The following is a 14,955-nucleotide window of genomic DNA, read 5'->3' as shown; positions in this document are numbered from 1 at the left end:
AACATTGAGGCATCCTGATGGAAAAGAAAACTCTCGCTTACTGGCAGGACAAGGCCGCGACGCTTTCGATCGAAGGCCGCGCATTTATCGACGGCGCTTATCGCGACGCCTATTCGGGCCGCACGTTCGACTGCGTGAGTCCGATTGACGGCCGCGTGCTCGCAAGCGTGGCCGACTGCGGCGCCGCCGACGTGGATGCCGCCGTGGCCGCCGCGCGCCGCGCCTTCGACGCGCAGGTGTGGGCCGGTCTCAATCCGCGCGCACGCAAGGCCATCCTGCTGCGCTGGGCCGCGCTGATGCGCGAGCATCTGGACGAACTCTCGCTGCTGGAAACGCTCGATGCGGGCAAGCCGATCGGCGATACGACCACGGTCGACGTGCCGGGCGCGGCGTACTGCGTGGAATGGTTCGCGGAAGCGATCGACAAGGTCGGCGGCGAAGTGGTGCCGGCCGATCACCATCTCGTGGGCCTCGTCACGCGCGAGCCGATCGGTGTGGTCGCGGCCGTAGTGCCCTGGAACTTCCCGATCCTGATGGCTTCGTGGAAGTTCGGCCCCGCGCTGGCTGCGGGCAACAGCGTGGTCCTCAAGCCTTCGGAAAAATCGCCGCTCACCGCCATTCGCGTGGCGCAGCTCGCGCATGAAGCGGGCATTCCGGCGGGCGTGTTCAACGTGCTGCCGGGCGGCGGCGAGCCCGGCAAGCTGCTCGCGCTCCATCGCGACGTGGACTGCATCGCGTTCACGGGGTCGACGGGCGTGGGCAAGCAGATCATGCAGTATGCGGGCCAGTCGAATCTCAAGCGGACGTGGCTGGAACTGGGCGGCAAGTCGCCCAACATCGTGCTGGCCGATTGCCCGGATCTCGACCGTGCTGCGAACGCCGCGGCCGGCGCGATCTTCTACAACATGGGCGAAATGTGCACGGCCGGCTCGCGCCTGCTCGTGCATCGCGACATCAAGGACGCGTTCCTCGCGAAGCTCGTGGAAGCCGCGCGCAACTACGTGCCGGGCAATCCGCTCGATCCGAAGGTGTCGATGGGCGCGATCGTCGATAAAATCCAGCTCGAACGCGTGCTCTCGTATATCGAGGCAGGCCGCAAGGAAGCGAAGCTGCTGCTGGGCGGCGAACGCGTGAAGGAAGAAACGGGCGGCTACTATATCGAGCCGACCGTGTTCGACACGCATCACGACGCGAAGATCGCACGCGAAGAGATCTTCGGGCCGGTGCTTTCGGTCATCACGTTCAGCACGATCGACGAAGCGGTTCGCATTGCCAACGATAGCGACTACGGCCTTGCCGCCGCCGTCTGGACCGCGAACCTCACGAACGCTCACGAGATCTCGCGCCGCCTGCGTGCGGGTACCGTGTGGGTCAACTGCTACGACGAAGGGGGAGACATGAACTTCCCGTTCGGCGGTTTCAAGGAATCGGGCAACGGCCGCGACAAGTCGTTGCACGCACTGGAGAAGTACACCGAGCTGAAGTCCACGCTCGTGCGGCTGCGCTAAAGGATTCGCAAGCCAGCGCGGCGGCAGGCACGGAAAGCCTGCCGCCGCGTTCCCAATGAATCCGACCGCCGTGGCGCGCCTTTTCGATTCAATGCGCTGCGGTCCATTCAATCAGGTCATTGCATGACTGCCATCATTCATGGCGACGGCGCGATTCGCCGTCAATCGCTTTACGGCTCCTCTATCGAAAACACTTACGGCGGCGTGCTGTCGTTCATGCGACGCAACTACACGCGCGAACTCGAAGGCGTGGATGTCGCCGTGTCGGGCGTGCCGCTCGATCTCGCCGTCACGTACCGCTCGGGCGCGCGCCTCGGCCCCGGCGCCGTGCGTGCCGCGAGCGTGCAGCTTGCCGAGCTGCACCCCTACCCGTGGGGCTTCAATCCGTTCGATACGCTCGCCGTGACCGACTACGGCGACTGCTGGTTCGACGCGCACAATCCGCTTTCGATCAAGCCGGCGATCGTCGAACATGCGCGCACGATCCTGCGCTCGAACGCGAAGATGCTCACGTTCGGCGGCGATCACTTCATCACGTATCCGCTGCTGATCGCACACGCGGAGAAGTACGGCAAGCCGCTTTCGCTGATCCACTTCGACGCGCATTGCGACACGTGGGCCGACGATTCGCCCGATAGCCTCAATCACGGCACGATGTTCTACAAGGCGGTGAAGGAAGGCCTGATCGATCCGAAGACCTCGGTGCAGGTGGGCATCCGCACGTGGAACGAGGACTTTCTCGGCATCAATATCCTCGACGCAGCCTGGGTGCACGAGCACGGCCCGGCGGCGGCGCGCCAGCGCATCCTGGACATCGTGGGCGAGAGGCCGACCTATCTGACCTTCGATATCGACTGCCTCGATCCGGCCTTCGCGCCGGGAACGGGCACGCCGGTGGCGGGCGGTCTTTCGTCGGCGCAGGCGCTTTCGATCGTGCGCGGCCTCGAGGCCGTGAACCTGATCGGCGCGGACGTGGTGGAAGTGGCGCCCGCCTACGACCAGAGCGAAATCACCGCGATCGCGGCGGCGCACATCGCGTGCGACCTGCTGTGCCTGTGGCGCCAGCGCAAGGCGGCGGGCAAGTAATCCGATGCGGGAGCGCCGTGCTAGCGCTCCACGAGCGGTCCCAGATTGGCGCGCACGCGCTGAAGCATCTGGCTGAACTGCTCGGCTTCTTCAGGCGTGAAGCCCGCGAGGGCTTCCGCCTGCACCTCGTCTCCCACGCTGCGTGCCGCAGTGAGCACGCGTTCGGCCTTCGGCGTGAGGCTCACCTGCAACTCGCGCCGGTCGTTCGGGTTCGCCGTGCGCGCAACCCAACCTTTCTCCTCCAGTCTTTCCAGCAGCCGCCCGGCCGAGATCGGCGCCACTTCCAGGCGCTGGGCCAGGCTCACCTGGTTCATGTCGCCATAGTGCGCGAGGTACGCGATGATCCGGGCCTGCGCGCGCGTGAGGTCGAGCGAAGCCTTTGCCAGGTCGTCGTAGCGCTTGCCGTATAGCCGGCCCACGTCGGCGATCAAAAAGCCGAAGCGTTTCTCAAGATCGGTAGTCATGGCGCGATTATACGGATGCCTCGTGACGCGGGCGTGCACGCGCGGCGCAGGCGCCCCAGGTCGATTTCCCGATTGCACGCGGCGCGGCGATTCGTATAATAAGCCTGCTTATTATCTCTCCACGCTCCGTTTCTCACACGATGACAGCAGCCGCGCAGGGCGGCCAGGCCGCGCCGCTCAACCGGGGCATGATCACGCTCTCGATCATGCTCGCCACGCTGATGCAGACGCTCGACAGCACCATCGCCAACGTCGCGCTGCCGCACATGCAAGGCTCGATGGCGGCGTCGCAGGACGAGATCACGTGGGTGCTCACCTCCTATATCGTTGCGGCCGCAATTGCCACGCCGCTCACGGGCTGGCTGGCCGACCGGCTGGGCGCCAAGCGCCTGCTCGGCTTCGCGATTGCGGGCTTTACGCTGGCTTCCGCGCTGTGCGGGCTTTCGGAGACGCTCGGTGAGATCGTGGCTTCGCGCCTGCTGCAAGGGGTATTCGGCGCATCGCTGGTGCCGCTTTCGCAGTCGATCCTGCTCGACATCAATCCGCGCGACCGCCAGGGCCAGGCCATGGCCGTATGGGGCATGGGCGTGATGGTGGGCCCCGTGCTCGGCCCCACGCTGGGCGGCTGGCTCACGGACAGCTACAACTGGCGCTGGGTATTCTTCATCAACGTGCCGATCGGCGCGTTCGCGTTCTTCGGCGTTTCGACCTTCATGCCCGCGCGCGATCCGGCGCGGCAGGTGCGCTTCGACCTGTTCGGCTTCACCACGCTCGCGCTGGCTATCGGTGCGTTGCAGGCGCTGCTCGATCGCGGCGAGCAGCTCGACTGGTTCGGCTCGATGGAGATCCGCATCGAGGCGCTCATTTCCGCCTTGAGCTTCGCGTTTTTCGTCGTGCATACGGCGAGTTCCGGGCCCGGCACGTTCTTTCGCTACCAGTTGCTCAAGGACCGCAATTTCGCCACGGGTACCTTCTTCATCTTCGTGATCGGCGCGGTGCTCTATGCCACGCGCGCGCTGCTGCCGCCCATGCTGCAGAACCTCATGGGTTATCCAGTGGCCACCACGGGCCTCGTCACCGCGCCCAGCGGCGCCGGCACGATGATCGCCATGCTGGTCGCCGGGCGCATGCTCAAGCACGTGGATGCGCGCGCGCTGCTGCTGTTCGGCTTCGTGGTGTCCGCGTATGCGCTGTGGCAGATGATGCAGTACACGATAGTGCTTTCGGTGTCGGACATCGTCTGGCCCGGCGTGGTGCAGGGCTTCGGGCTGGGTTTCGTGTTCGTGCCGCTTTCGGCGCTCACGTTCTCCACGCTCACGCCCGAACTGCGGGCGGACGGCACGGCCACCTATAGCCTCATGCGCAACATCGGCAGCAGTATCGGCATTTCGATCGTGCAGACCTTCGTCACGCGCGGCACGCAGGTCGCGCACTCGGATCTCGCCGCGCACGTTACGCCCTTCAATCCTGCGTTCCAGACGATGCTGTCTTCCGGTTCGAGTTACGATCTCGCTGTGCTCAACCAGGCCATCACGCAGCAGGCGCAGATGATCGCCTATCTGAACGACTTCAAGATGATGTTCGTCGCGACGCTGCTGGTGATTCCGCTGCTCGTGCTGGTGCGGCCTTCGGGCAGCAGCGGCCCGGCCGCGGAGGCGAGCCACGCCGCGATGGATTAGGCGTTCCCGACTCTTTACCTTCTTGTCCTGCACCGCGTGTACCCTGGCCGCGGTGCGCTATTCATTGGTCTCATGCTTTCCGCTGTTTCGATCCTGCTGCCCGTGTTCGGGCTCATCTTCGCGGGCTTCGCGTGCCGCCGCTTCGGCCTGCTCGGTCCGGCTGCCGCTTCCGAACTGAACCGCTTCGTGGTGTGGCTCGCGCTGCCTGCGCTGCTCTTCGACATCCTCGCGCATGCCACCTGGCACGAGCTCTATCAGCCCGCGTTCGTCGCGGCGTTCGGCGGCGCGGGGCTGATCGTGTTCCTGGCCGTGGTGGGCGTGCGGCTCTTCCTGCGCCGGCCGCTTGCGGACGCCAGCATCGACGGTCTCGCGGCCGCCTATCCGAATACCGGCTACGTAGGCTTTCCGTTGTGCATGATCGCGTTCGGCCCGTCGAGCCTCACGCCCACCACCATCGCGACGATCCTCGTGGTCTGCGTGCTGTTCGCCATTGCGATCGTACTGATCGAAATCGGGCTGCAAAGCGAGCGGCGTCCGCACCGCCTCGCGATCAAGGTGGTGCGCTCGCTGCTGCGCAATCCGTTGCTGGTGGCGCCTGCGCTGGGCGCGGCGGTGTCGGCCGCGCATGTCACGTTGCCGGCGAGCGCGGAAACCTTCCTCAAGCTGCTGGGCGGCGCGGCCAGCCCGTGCGCGCTCGTGAGCCTCGGGCTGTTCCTCGCGGAGCGCAGGGGCGCCGCCGAGGCGCCGCGCGAATCCTCGTGGTGGCTCACGCTTGCGAAGCTCGTGGCGCAGCCGGCGCTCACCTGGTGGCTCGCCGAGCGCGTGTTCGCGCTGCCGGTTCCGCTCGCGCAGATGGCCGTGTTGCTCGCAGCGCTGCCCACGGGCACGGGGCCGTTCATGCTGGCGGAGTACTACCGGCGCGAGGCGCACGTGACGTCGCGCGCGATCCTGCATTCGACGGTGGGCTCGCTCGCGACGCTCACGGTGCTGTTGCTGCACCTACAGCATTGAAGTGGAAGGGCGCGGCACGCCGCTTGCTGGAGACGAAGCGTTCGAACCATTCGAATCAAGAAGGAGGGCTCGATGATGAAGACGCTTCGACGCAGCGGCGCGGCGCTCGCGCTGGTGCTAATCACGGTGTTCGGCTCCGGCGCCTGCACACTGGGCGGCGCGGCCGCGGGCGGCTACGTTGGCAACAAGGTGACCAACGGCAGCGCGGTGGGCACGGTGGGCGGCGCGGTGGCGGGCGGCGTGGCCGGTTACGAACTCAGCAAATGAGTCTGGGTGGCGAGGCTGGGGGCACGGGAGCCGCTTGCCGCGAATTCCCGTGCCGGATCGTGCAAATAGCGCTTCGGTTGCCGCTTACTTCACCGCCCCCAGCGCCAGCCCCTTCACCATATATCGCTGCAACCAGGCAAACACCACGGAAACGGGCAAGGTGGCGGCGAGCGTAGCCGCCATCACGAGTTCCCATTCCACGGTGTACTTGCCGGCCACCATGTCGGTGACCTGCACCGTGAGCGTCTTGTTCTCGGGCGAGCGGATCAGCGTATAGACCACCGCAAACTCGTTCCAGGCGCTGATGAACGTGAAGATCGCCGTCACGACCACGGCAGGCACCGCGAGCGGCAGGAACACGCGGAACACGGCGCCGGTGCGGCTGCAGCCTTCCAGCCACGCCGATTCTTCGAGATCGCGCGGCACGGTCTGGAAGTACGACGAGAGCATCCACACCGCGAAGGCGATATTGAACGCAGCATACGACACGATCACGCCGATCTTCGAATCGACGAGATTGCCGTCGCCCCACGGGATCATCGCGGCGAGGCGGAACAGGCCCACCACCAGCAGGATGGGCGAGAGCATCTGCGTGACGAGCAGGAACTGGCGATAGAGCCCGCGGCCGCGAAACGGAAAGCGCGCGAGCGCGTAGGCGGCGGGCAGGCTCACGGCGAGCGCGAGCGCGGTGGACAGCACGCTCACCACAATGCTGTTGCGCAGCGCGACGCCGAAGTTGGCGGCCTCCCACATATCCACGTAGTTCTGCCAGCGCCAGTGCACGGGCAGCCAGCGCGCCGGATAGACGAACACTTCGGACGCGGGCTTGAACGACGTGAAGAACATCACGGCGAACGGAAACAGCACCGCCACCACGAGCGGCGAGAGCACAAGCCAGCAGAGGATCGAACGTTTGAGCTTGCTGTTCATGCGAGATCTCCTTCCGCGCTGCCGCCGCGCTTTGCCTGCAACTTCAGATAAGCCACGGAGAACGCGAACAGGATCACGAGCATCACGAGCGAGACCGCCGCCGCCTGGCCCGGCCGGCCGAGCCGGAAGCCCAGTTCGTAGAGATAGGTCACGAGAATGTGGGTGCTGTCGTCGGGGCCGCCCTGCGTCATGACCCAGATGATCGGAAACGAGTTGAACACGTAGATCACGTTCAGCAGGATCGCCATGTTGATGAACGGCTTGAGCAGCGGCAGCGTGAGCTGGCGGAACTGCTGCCAGGCGCTCGCGCCGTCGATGCGCGCCGCTTCGTAGATGTCGCCCGGCACCGAGGAGAGCCCGCCCAGCAGGATCGTGGTGGTGAACGGGATCGAGACCAGGATGCCCACGGCGATCTCGACGGGAAAGGCGTATTCGGGCGTCGCGAGCCAGTGGATCGGCCCCGAAGTGAGGCCAAGGCGCTGCAGCGTGACGTTGACCATGCCGTAGTCGTCGTTGAACGCCCAGCGCCACACCACGGCGGTCATCGTGAGCGAGACGGACCAGGGCAGCATGATGATCGTGCGCGCTACGCCGCGGCCGTAGAAGTCCTGGTTGAGCACGAGCGACACCGGCACCGAGATCAGCACCGTGCCGGTCACCACGAAGAAGGTCCAGATAACCGTGTTCTTGAGCGCCGAGAGGAACACCGGGTCGCCCAGCACGGCGGAGAAGTTCGCGAGCCCGCTGAAGTCGCGGATCTGCCCGAAGCGCGAGACGTCGTGCAGCGCGTAGTACACGATGTTGAAGATCGGATAGCTGATGATGAACAGCGCGAGCACGAGACTCGGCACGATCAGGAGCCAGGGTGCGCGGGGCACGGCGACGGCACGGGGGGAGCGGCTCATGCGGGGGGATTCGCGGGTTCGGTCGGGAGCGCCGCCCTCAGCCGCACCGGCTGGCTGCGCTTGGCCCGAATGTTTCAGGGGACCGGAAGTCATGTCGGTAGGTCGTCGTGGCGCGTCGAAACGTCGACACAGTGGAACGGTGAAGCGGTGAAACGACTTCGGCGCCCCGGCGCGCGCGCTTTCTACAGTGTAGATCGATGTAGAGGTTGCGCACGCACCGGGGCGAGGCTTACTTGCCGAGCGACTTGTTGGCTTCGTCGGCGGCCTGGTTCAGCGCGTCCGCAGGCTTGGCCTTGCCGAGGTAGATCGACTGCATGGCGTTCGTCACGGCCTTGGCGGTGTCTTCCCAGCCCGTCACGGTCGGCGCGAACTTCGCGTGCGGCAGCAGCGCGACGAAGGCCTTCGTGTCCGGATCCTGGAAGGCCGGGTCGGTCGCTTCAGCCTTGGTGGTCGGCAGGAAGCCTTCCGTGCTCGTGAACTCCACGCGCGGCTGCTTCGTGAACAGGAAGTCGAGGAACTTCCATGCTTCCTTCTTCACCTTCGAGTTCTTGAACATCATGATCGAGTCGGTCACCGCGTAGGTGGCCGGCGTCGTGCCCACCGGGATCGGGTCGATGCCGTACTTGATGTTCGGGGCTTCCTTCTTCAGCTGCTTGGCGAGGAACGGTGCCGAGATCATCATCGCCACGCGGCCCTGCTTGAAGAGGTTCTGCACGTCTTCGCGGCTGTAGCCCGTCACGCCCGGCTCCGTGAGGCCGTCGTCGATCAGCTCCTTGTAGAGCGTCGCGGCCTTGATGCCGGCCGGCGAATTGAATGCGGCCTTGCCGTCCTTGCCCACCACCTCGCCGCCGTTGGTCCACAGCGCGTAGTAGAAGTACACGTCGGTTTCGATTTCCTTGCCTTGCAGACCGAAGCCGGCGATGCCCTTGGCCTTGAGCTTCTTCGAGGCGTCGATCACGTCGTTCCAGGTCTTCGGACCGTTCGGATAGCCAACCGATGCCAGCATGTCCTTGTTGTAGTACAGGGCGCGGGCCGAAGCGGCGATCGGCAGACCATAGATCTTGCCGTTGATCTCGCCGGGTGCCAGGAACGGGCCGATGAAGCGGGCCTTGAAGGCCGGGTCCATGTAGCCGTCGAGCGGCTCGGCAATGTCGTCCTTCACGAAGTCGAGCAGCCAGCGCGTGCCGATGATCGCGAGGTCGGCGTTCGCGCCGCCGGAGATATCCGTTTGCAGCTTCTGTTGCAGCGAGTCCCAGTTCACGTCTTCGATCTTGATCGTGGTGCCGGGATTGGCGGCCTCGAACTCCTTGGCCATTTTTTCGAAGTACGGAGCGGTCGCGTCGCTGTAGTGCGCGACGGTCACGCGGACCGTATCGGCGTGCGCCGCGACCGTAATGCCCGCGAAAGCGAGCGCAACGGCGAGCTTGCCAAGCGTGGTGGTTGCTCGTTGCTGAAACGACATTCTCTCTCTCCTAAGGTGGTTGTTCCTGGCTGTTGCAGGTTCTTGCCGTCGCCGTGGCCCGGTCGCCGGGTTGCTTTGTTTGAAAAAATCCTACAGGATGAAAAAAACGTTGTCACCTGGGAAACGCGATATTGTTTTTCACTCGGTGTTTTGCCTAACATGCTGTAAAACAGGGGAATTCCTGCGCTGCAGCAGGCTGCGCAGTGCGCGTTAACCCCAATGTCGCCGCGCATCATGCGGCAGGTCTGTTGGAAATTTACAGGTCCGGCGGCACGGCTGGCGGACCGTTTCGGAGAGCCGAACATGAGCCGGGTGGTGCTGGTGACGGGCGCGAGCGGCGGCATAGGCCGCGCGCTGTGCAAACGCTTTCTCGACGCGGGCGAGATCGTGCTCGCGCTCGATCGCAACGAGGCGGGTGTCGAGGGGCTCGTGGTGGAATTCGGCGGCGCGCGTCTCACGCCGCTCGTTGCCGACGTGAGCGATGCCGACGCCCTCGCGGGTGCCGTCGCGGCGGGTGTGGCCGCGCGCGGTCCGGTGGACGTGGTGGTGGCGAACGCGGGCGGCGCGCTCGGCACGACGCTCGCGCACACGGACGCCGCGAAATGGCGGCGCGACGTCGAGCTGAATCTGAATGGGGCCTATTACACGGTCGAAACGGTGCGCCAGTCGATGATCGACCGGCGGCGCGGGGCGATCGTGCTGATCGGCTCGGTGAACGGCCTCACGGCGCTCGGGCATCCCGCGTACAGCGCGGCGAAGGCGGGTCTCGTGAGCTACACGAAGGCGCTCGCGATCGAGTTGGGCCAGTACGGCATCCGCGCGAATCTGGTTTGCCCGGGTACGGTGAAAACGCCCGCGTGGCAGGCGCGCGTCGACCGGCACCCGCAGATCTTCGAAGAACTCAAGAAGTGGTATCCGCTCGGCGACGTGGCCGAGCCCGGCGATATTGCCGACGCCGTGCAGTTTCTCGCCTCGCCGCAGGCGCGCGTGATTACGGGCGTGGCGCTGCCCGTGGACGCCGGCCTCATGGCCGGCAACCGGATGATGGCTAACGAGCTGACGCTCGATCCGCTTTAAACGGCCAGCAACAAACCGGCGAACCGGCGAACCGATAAACCGACAAATCAGCAGACGAATCCGCGCAGCACACCGAAACGAATCGGCGGCGAGGCGCAACCAGCGAACGAGGACAGCATGGCAGCGGTACAACTGAACGGCATCTACAAGCGCTACGGCGAGACCCAGGTCGTGCACGGCGTCGATCTGGCGATCGAGGACGGAGAATTCGTCGTGCTGGTCGGCCCGTCGGGTTGCGGCAAGACCACGCTCATGCGCATGATCGCCGGCCTCGAAGACATCAGCGGCGGCGACCTCACCATCGGCGGCACGCGCGCGAACAGCCTGCCGCCGCAGCAGCGCAACGTGTCGATGGTGTTCCAGAGCTACGCGCTCTATCCGCATCTTTCGGTGTACGACAATATCGCGTTCGGTCCGCGCATTCGCAAGGAGCGCGAAAACGCGTTCAAGCCGCGCATCGAAGCCGCTGCGAAGATGCTCAATCTCTCGAACTATCTGGAGCGGCTGCCGCGCGCGCTTTCGGGCGGCCAGCGCCAGCGCGTGGCGATGGGGCGCGCCGTGGTGCGCGAGCCGGACCTCTTTCTCTTCGACGAACCGCTCTCGAATCTCGACGCCAAGCTGCGCGTGCAGATGCGCACCGAAATCAAGGCGCTGCACCAGCGCCTGCGCAACACCGTGGTCTACGTGACGCACGATCAGATCGAGGCGATGACGATGGCCGACCGCATCGTCGTGATGAACTCGGGCCGCATCGAGCAGATCGGCCGGCCGCTCGACCTCTACGACAAGCCGGGCAATCTGTTCGTGGCGGGTTTTCTCGGCTCGCCTTCGATGAATTTCGCGGCGGGCGCGGTGATGAGCGATGCGCGCGGCACGGCGCTCGTGCTCGACGACGGCGTGCGCATCGCGATTCCCGAAGGCCGCGCCGCGGCGGGCGCGCGCGTGACGCTCGGCATTCGTCCGGAGCATATCGAGGCGGGCGGCGACGTGCCGTTCAACGTCGAGGTGATCGAGCCGACTGGCGCCGAGACCCATCTGTACGGGAAAATAGGCGGTTCCACCTGGTGCGTCACCACGCGCGCCCGGCCGCAGGTCGAGCCGGGGCAGCGCATGACGCTCGGTCTGCCTTTCGCGCACCTGCATCTGTTCGACACGGAAAGCGGCAAGCGGCTCGATTGAGACTGAATACGACGTAGCGTCGGGCGCATCGGTCCATTCATGGGAATTCAAGCTTGCCGGTCTCCAACCTGATCCATCACATCCGCAACGTGGCCGAGTCGCTGCGGCCCGCCGAGCGCAAGGTCGCCGAGATGGTGCTCTCGGACATCGACTTTGCGATGCGGGCGAGCATCACGGAACTCGCGCAGCGGGCGGACGTTTCCGAGCCTTCGGTCACGCGCTTTTGCCGCGCGGTGGGCGCGCACGGGCTGCGCGACTTCAAGATGCGCCTCGCGCAAAGCGCGGCGGCCAGCGTGCCGTATGCGGCGGCGACCGCCGGGGTGGAGAGCGGGGACGAGATCGGCACGTTGCTCGACAAGGTGACCGAATCGGTCGTGCAGGGTGTGACGCATGCGCGCGCCTCGCTCGATCCGGCCGTGTTCGAGGCGGCCGTGGCGGCGCTGGGCAGCGCGCGGCGGGTCTACTTCTTCGGCGTGGGGGCGGGCTCGGGGCTCGTCGCGCAGGATGCGGCGCTGCGCATGCTGCGGCTCGATCTTGCTGCGAGCGCTTTCACCGATGCCCATCTGCAACGGCTCTACGCGGGCCTGCTCGAACCCGGCGACGTGGCGTTCGCGATCTCGCAGTCGGGGCGCAGCGTGGAAGTGAACGAAAGCATCCAGATCGCGAAGGAGCGCGGCGCGACCACCATCGCGCTCACCAACGCGGGCTCGCGGCTCGCATGGGTGGTGGACATTCCCTTGTTGTTGCGCGTGCCCGCGGCCGACGAGCCGCATACGCCCGGCGTGTCGCGCATCGCGCATCTGGCCGTGATCGATGCGCTCGCGATCGCCGTCGCGCTGGGTCTTGCCCCCAAGACGCTCGAAAAGATGCGCGACGCCCAGGCGCGCAGCGACGGCGAAAGCGGCGCGATGCCGGAAGCCGCGGGCGACGCACCCTGAGCCGCTGTCGCGCCGACGCGGACGTGCTCAGCCCGCCTGCATGCGCGGCGTGAGCTTCACCGGCATCGTGTCCGGCACCATCGTGAACTGCTGGATCTCGGTGATCTTCGCGGGGTCGATCGTCAGTTCGAGCGTGAATTCCTTCATCAGCATCGAAAGCGCGAGGCGCATCTCCACCGTGGCGAGATGGCGCCCCGGGCACACGCGCGGTCCCGCGCCGAACTGCAGATAGGCGCGCACGTCGTGGGCGCCTTGCGATTCGCCCGCCGAGGCGTCGCGCTCGTGGCGTCGCAGCCAGCGGTACGGATCGTAGCGCTGCGGATCGGCGAAGTTTTTCTCGTCGAGCATGGCCGGGCGCGAGATGAAGAACATGCGCGTGCCCTTCTTCAGCGCCACGTCGCTTACCGTCACGTCTTCGAGCGGCTCGAACGAATGGATCGAAGCCACGGGGCGCAGGCGCGTGGCTTCGATGCAGACCGCTTCGAACAGGTCGAGGTCCTTGAGGCTCGCGTAGTCGGGGCACACGGGCGCGTCGCCCAGCACGCGCCGCGCTTCGTCGCCGAGCGTGGCCTGCAAGGCCGGATCGGCGGCCAGATAAGGCATGGTCCAGGCGATCGAATCCGCCGTGGTGTCTTCGCCGGCCAGCAGCAGCGTGAGCACGTTCGCGGCGATGTGCGCGTCGGTGATCGTCGAGCCGGGTTCCTGCTGCTGCACGAGCATGGCTTCGAGCAGGTTGCGCGGCGTTTCCGAGGGGTCGTCGCGCATGCGTTCGCGCGCGCGTTCCATGGTGGCGCGCACGTAGCGATGGACCTCGGCCAGCGACGCTTCCAGCTTGCGGTCGCGCGGCAGCTTCACATAGCGCCAGTACGGAAAGAGTGCGTTGATGCGCGACATCACGCCGGGCAGGATCTGCTCCAGATGCTCCTGGATCACGCCGTGATCGCGTTCGAGCGTGCGCGGGTCGTCGCCGAAGGCGAGCGCGCTCGTGACGTCGATGGTGTAGCGCTTCAGGTCCTCGGTCATCTCCACCGTTTCGCCGCGTTGCGCCGCGCGCAGCCAGCGCGCGCGCAGGCGTGCGGTGATGTCGGCGAGCGTGGGGTAGAAGGCCTTGATGTTCGGAATCGAGAGCGCCTGCATGACGAGGCGCCGCTGCGGCTCCCACGCGGCGCCCTCGGCGGAAAAGAGGCCGTTGAAGCCCATTTCGCTGAACACCGCTTCGACCGGCTGATAGCGGCGGTAACGGTGCGGGCGCTCGCGCATGATGCCCTGGATCACTTCGGTGTCGGTCCAGACGGTGATGGGCACGCCGGCGATTTCGAAGCGGTACGGCGCGCCCAGTTCGGCGGCCCATTGTTCGAGTATCCGGTGCAGGCGCGGCGGCGAAAGCTGGAGCAGATTGCCGAGCAGCGGCAGGCCGCGGGGGCAGGGCAGATCGGCGACGCTGCGCAGCGTCGTGCGGGGTCCGGCGGATACCGTGCTCATGGTCGGGTCCTGGGCATGAAGTGGCGGGGCGCGAGTGCCGCTAGTGTGCGCTAGTGTGCATTAGGCTGACGTTTCGTGCCGGGTGCCGACCCGCCGCGATGCGAGCGCCGCTGCGCCGGATCGGGCGCGATCATAGCGGCGCCGGCGCCGCGCCTTCCATGTACCCGAAGCGCCGCGAAAGCCGCTGTGCCGCGGCCATCAGGTCCTGGGCGGGCCGGCCATCGGGGGCGGTGTCGAGGATGCCCGAAGGGCCCATCAGCGCGAGCACGAGGCACACGCTGCCGGTGTGATCGAAGACCGGCGCGGCCACCGTGACGATGCCCGGCACCGGTTTGTCGAGCGCCGTGTCGAGGCCTGCCGCGCGGATCGCTGCGAGCCGTTCGCGAAACGCCTTCGTTTCGCCCGCGCCGGGGCGCGTGCCTGCGAGACGCAACGCGTCCTGTTCGAGCAGTTCGGCGCGCACTTCGTCGTCGAGCCAGGCGGCCAGCACGCGCCCGATTGCCGTGTTCACGAGCGACATCACCGTGCCGGGCCGCAGGCTCACGTGGAGCGGCCAGGCCGATTCTTCGAGCCGCACGACAGTCGGGCCGAGCGGCCCCGGCACGGCCAGCGCCACGCTCATGCCGGTGGCGGCGGCGAGGCTCACGAGTTCGGCGTCGGCTTCGCGCACGGGAGAAAGCCGCGCGAGGCCGATCAACCCCAGTTCGAGACTGAGTGGGCCGGCTTCGTAGCGGCCCGCCGCGTCGCGGGCAATGAGACCGATCTTCTGCAGGCTCACCAGATGACCGAACGCTTTCGCGCTCGCCATGCCGGCCGCCGCCGCGAGGTCGCGCAGCGCGAGCGGCGTGCCGGCCGCGACGAGGGCCGCGAGCAGCTCGCCCGTCACGTCGAGCGACTGGATGCCGCGTTGCGGTTTGCCGGCGGTGGTGTCGTCGGGCTGCGTGTCGGTTTGTGCTTCGGTCTGCAT

At 66.4% G+C, this 14,955-nt stretch carries 14 protein-coding genes; 8 read left to right on the top strand and 6 right to left on the bottom strand.

Going from position 1 to position 14,955, the window contains the following annotated elements:
- Nucleotides 1-17: 17 nt before the first annotated feature.
- Both U5760_RS10535 and speB read left to right on the top strand, forming a co-directional pair.
- Nucleotides 18-1,508: an aldehyde dehydrogenase gene (locus U5760_RS10535; protein WP_322011563.1), complete on the top strand. Its 1,491-nt coding sequence runs from the start codon at nt 18-20 to the stop codon at nt 1,506-1,508.
- A gap of 123 nt (nt 1,509-1,631) precedes the next feature.
- Entirely contained in the window at nt 1,632-2,594 is a 963-nt protein-coding gene (speB, locus tag U5760_RS10530; RefSeq protein ID WP_322011562.1) for an agmatinase, read from the top strand.
- A 20-nt stretch (nt 2,595-2,614) separates the two neighbouring features.
- On the opposite strand, the gene U5760_RS10525 is transcribed toward speB, so the two are convergent.
- Nucleotides 2,615-3,058, bottom strand: a complete 444-nt coding sequence (locus tag U5760_RS10525; RefSeq protein ID WP_322011560.1) for a MarR family transcriptional regulator — start codon at nt 3,056-3,058, stop codon at nt 2,615-2,617.
- A 140-nt stretch (nt 3,059-3,198) separates the two neighbouring features.
- Here U5760_RS10525 and U5760_RS10520 point away from each other — a divergent pair, with 140 nt between their 5' ends.
- The 3 genes from U5760_RS10520 (at nt 3,199) to U5760_RS10510 (ending at nt 6,015) form a co-directional block, all read left to right on the top strand.
- On the top strand, nt 3,199-4,737 hold the full coding sequence (locus tag U5760_RS10520; RefSeq protein WP_322011558.1) for a DHA2 family efflux MFS transporter permease subunit: 1,539 nt from the start codon (nt 3,199-3,201) through the stop codon (nt 4,735-4,737).
- A 72-nt stretch (nt 4,738-4,809) separates the two neighbouring features.
- Entirely contained in the window at nt 4,810-5,748 is a 939-nt protein-coding gene (locus U5760_RS10515) for an AEC family transporter (RefSeq protein WP_322011557.1), read from the top strand.
- A 75-nt stretch (nt 5,749-5,823) separates the two neighbouring features.
- Complete coding sequence (locus U5760_RS10510; RefSeq protein ID WP_322011734.1) at nt 5,824-6,015, top strand: glycine zipper 2TM domain-containing protein; 192 nt, start codon at nt 5,824-5,826, stop codon at nt 6,013-6,015.
- An 84-nt stretch (nt 6,016-6,099) separates the two neighbouring features.
- Here U5760_RS10510 and U5760_RS10505 read toward each other — a convergent pair whose 3' ends face one another.
- From U5760_RS10505 to U5760_RS10495, 3 genes are all read right to left on the bottom strand, one after another.
- A complete protein-coding gene (locus tag U5760_RS10505) occupies nt 6,100-6,945 on the bottom strand; it encodes a carbohydrate ABC transporter permease (protein ID WP_322011556.1) in 846 nt (281 codons plus the stop codon).
- Nucleotides 6,942-7,850 carry a sugar ABC transporter permease gene (locus tag U5760_RS10500; RefSeq protein WP_322011555.1) on the bottom strand — a complete coding sequence of 303 codons (909 nt, stop codon included), beginning with the start codon at nt 7,848-7,850 and terminating at the stop codon, nt 6,942-6,944. Before U5760_RS10500 ends, U5760_RS10505 begins: the two co-directional genes overlap by 4 nt.
- A 229-nt stretch (nt 7,851-8,079) precedes the next feature.
- Nucleotides 8,080-9,312 (bottom strand): sugar ABC transporter substrate-binding protein, encoded by a 1,233-nt coding sequence (locus tag U5760_RS10495; protein ID WP_322011554.1) that lies wholly within the window; start codon nt 9,310-9,312, stop codon nt 8,080-8,082.
- A gap of 303 nt (nt 9,313-9,615) precedes the next feature.
- On the opposite strand from U5760_RS10495, the gene U5760_RS10490 reads away from it, so the two are divergent.
- From U5760_RS10490 to U5760_RS10480, 3 genes are all read left to right on the top strand, one after another.
- Nucleotides 9,616-10,389, top strand: a complete 774-nt coding sequence (locus U5760_RS10490) for an SDR family oxidoreductase (RefSeq protein ID WP_322011553.1) — start codon at nt 9,616-9,618, stop codon at nt 10,387-10,389.
- Nucleotides 10,390-10,506: 117 nt separating this feature from the next.
- Nucleotides 10,507-11,568, top strand: coding sequence for a sn-glycerol-3-phosphate ABC transporter ATP-binding protein UgpC (locus U5760_RS10485; protein WP_322011552.1), 1,062 nt, complete (start codon nt 10,507-10,509; stop codon nt 11,566-11,568).
- A 53-nt stretch (nt 11,569-11,621) separates the two neighbouring features.
- Nucleotides 11,622-12,506: a MurR/RpiR family transcriptional regulator gene (locus U5760_RS10480; protein WP_322011551.1), complete on the top strand. Its 885-nt coding sequence runs from the start codon at nt 11,622-11,624 to the stop codon at nt 12,504-12,506.
- A gap of 27 nt (nt 12,507-12,533) precedes the next feature.
- Here the strand turns inward: U5760_RS10480 and U5760_RS10475 are convergent, their stop codons facing one another.
- Both U5760_RS10475 and U5760_RS10470 read right to left on the bottom strand, forming a co-directional pair.
- Nucleotides 12,534-13,988: a cytochrome P450 gene (locus U5760_RS10475; protein ID WP_322011550.1), complete on the bottom strand. Its 1,455-nt coding sequence runs from the start codon at nt 13,986-13,988 to the stop codon at nt 12,534-12,536.
- A 130-nt stretch (nt 13,989-14,118) separates the two neighbouring features.
- The gene (locus U5760_RS10470) at nt 14,119-14,955 is read right to left on the bottom strand and encodes an IclR family transcriptional regulator (RefSeq protein ID WP_322011549.1); all 837 of its coding nucleotides are present in this window, start codon (nt 14,953-14,955) and stop codon (nt 14,119-14,121) included.

This window comes from Paraburkholderia sp. J12, from assembly GCF_905220215.1.
GTDB lineage: Bacteria > Pseudomonadota > Gammaproteobacteria > Burkholderiales > Burkholderiaceae > Paraburkholderia.
Note: the sequence above shows the minus strand (reverse complement) of the source record. Positions and strands in the feature narration are given on the sequence as shown.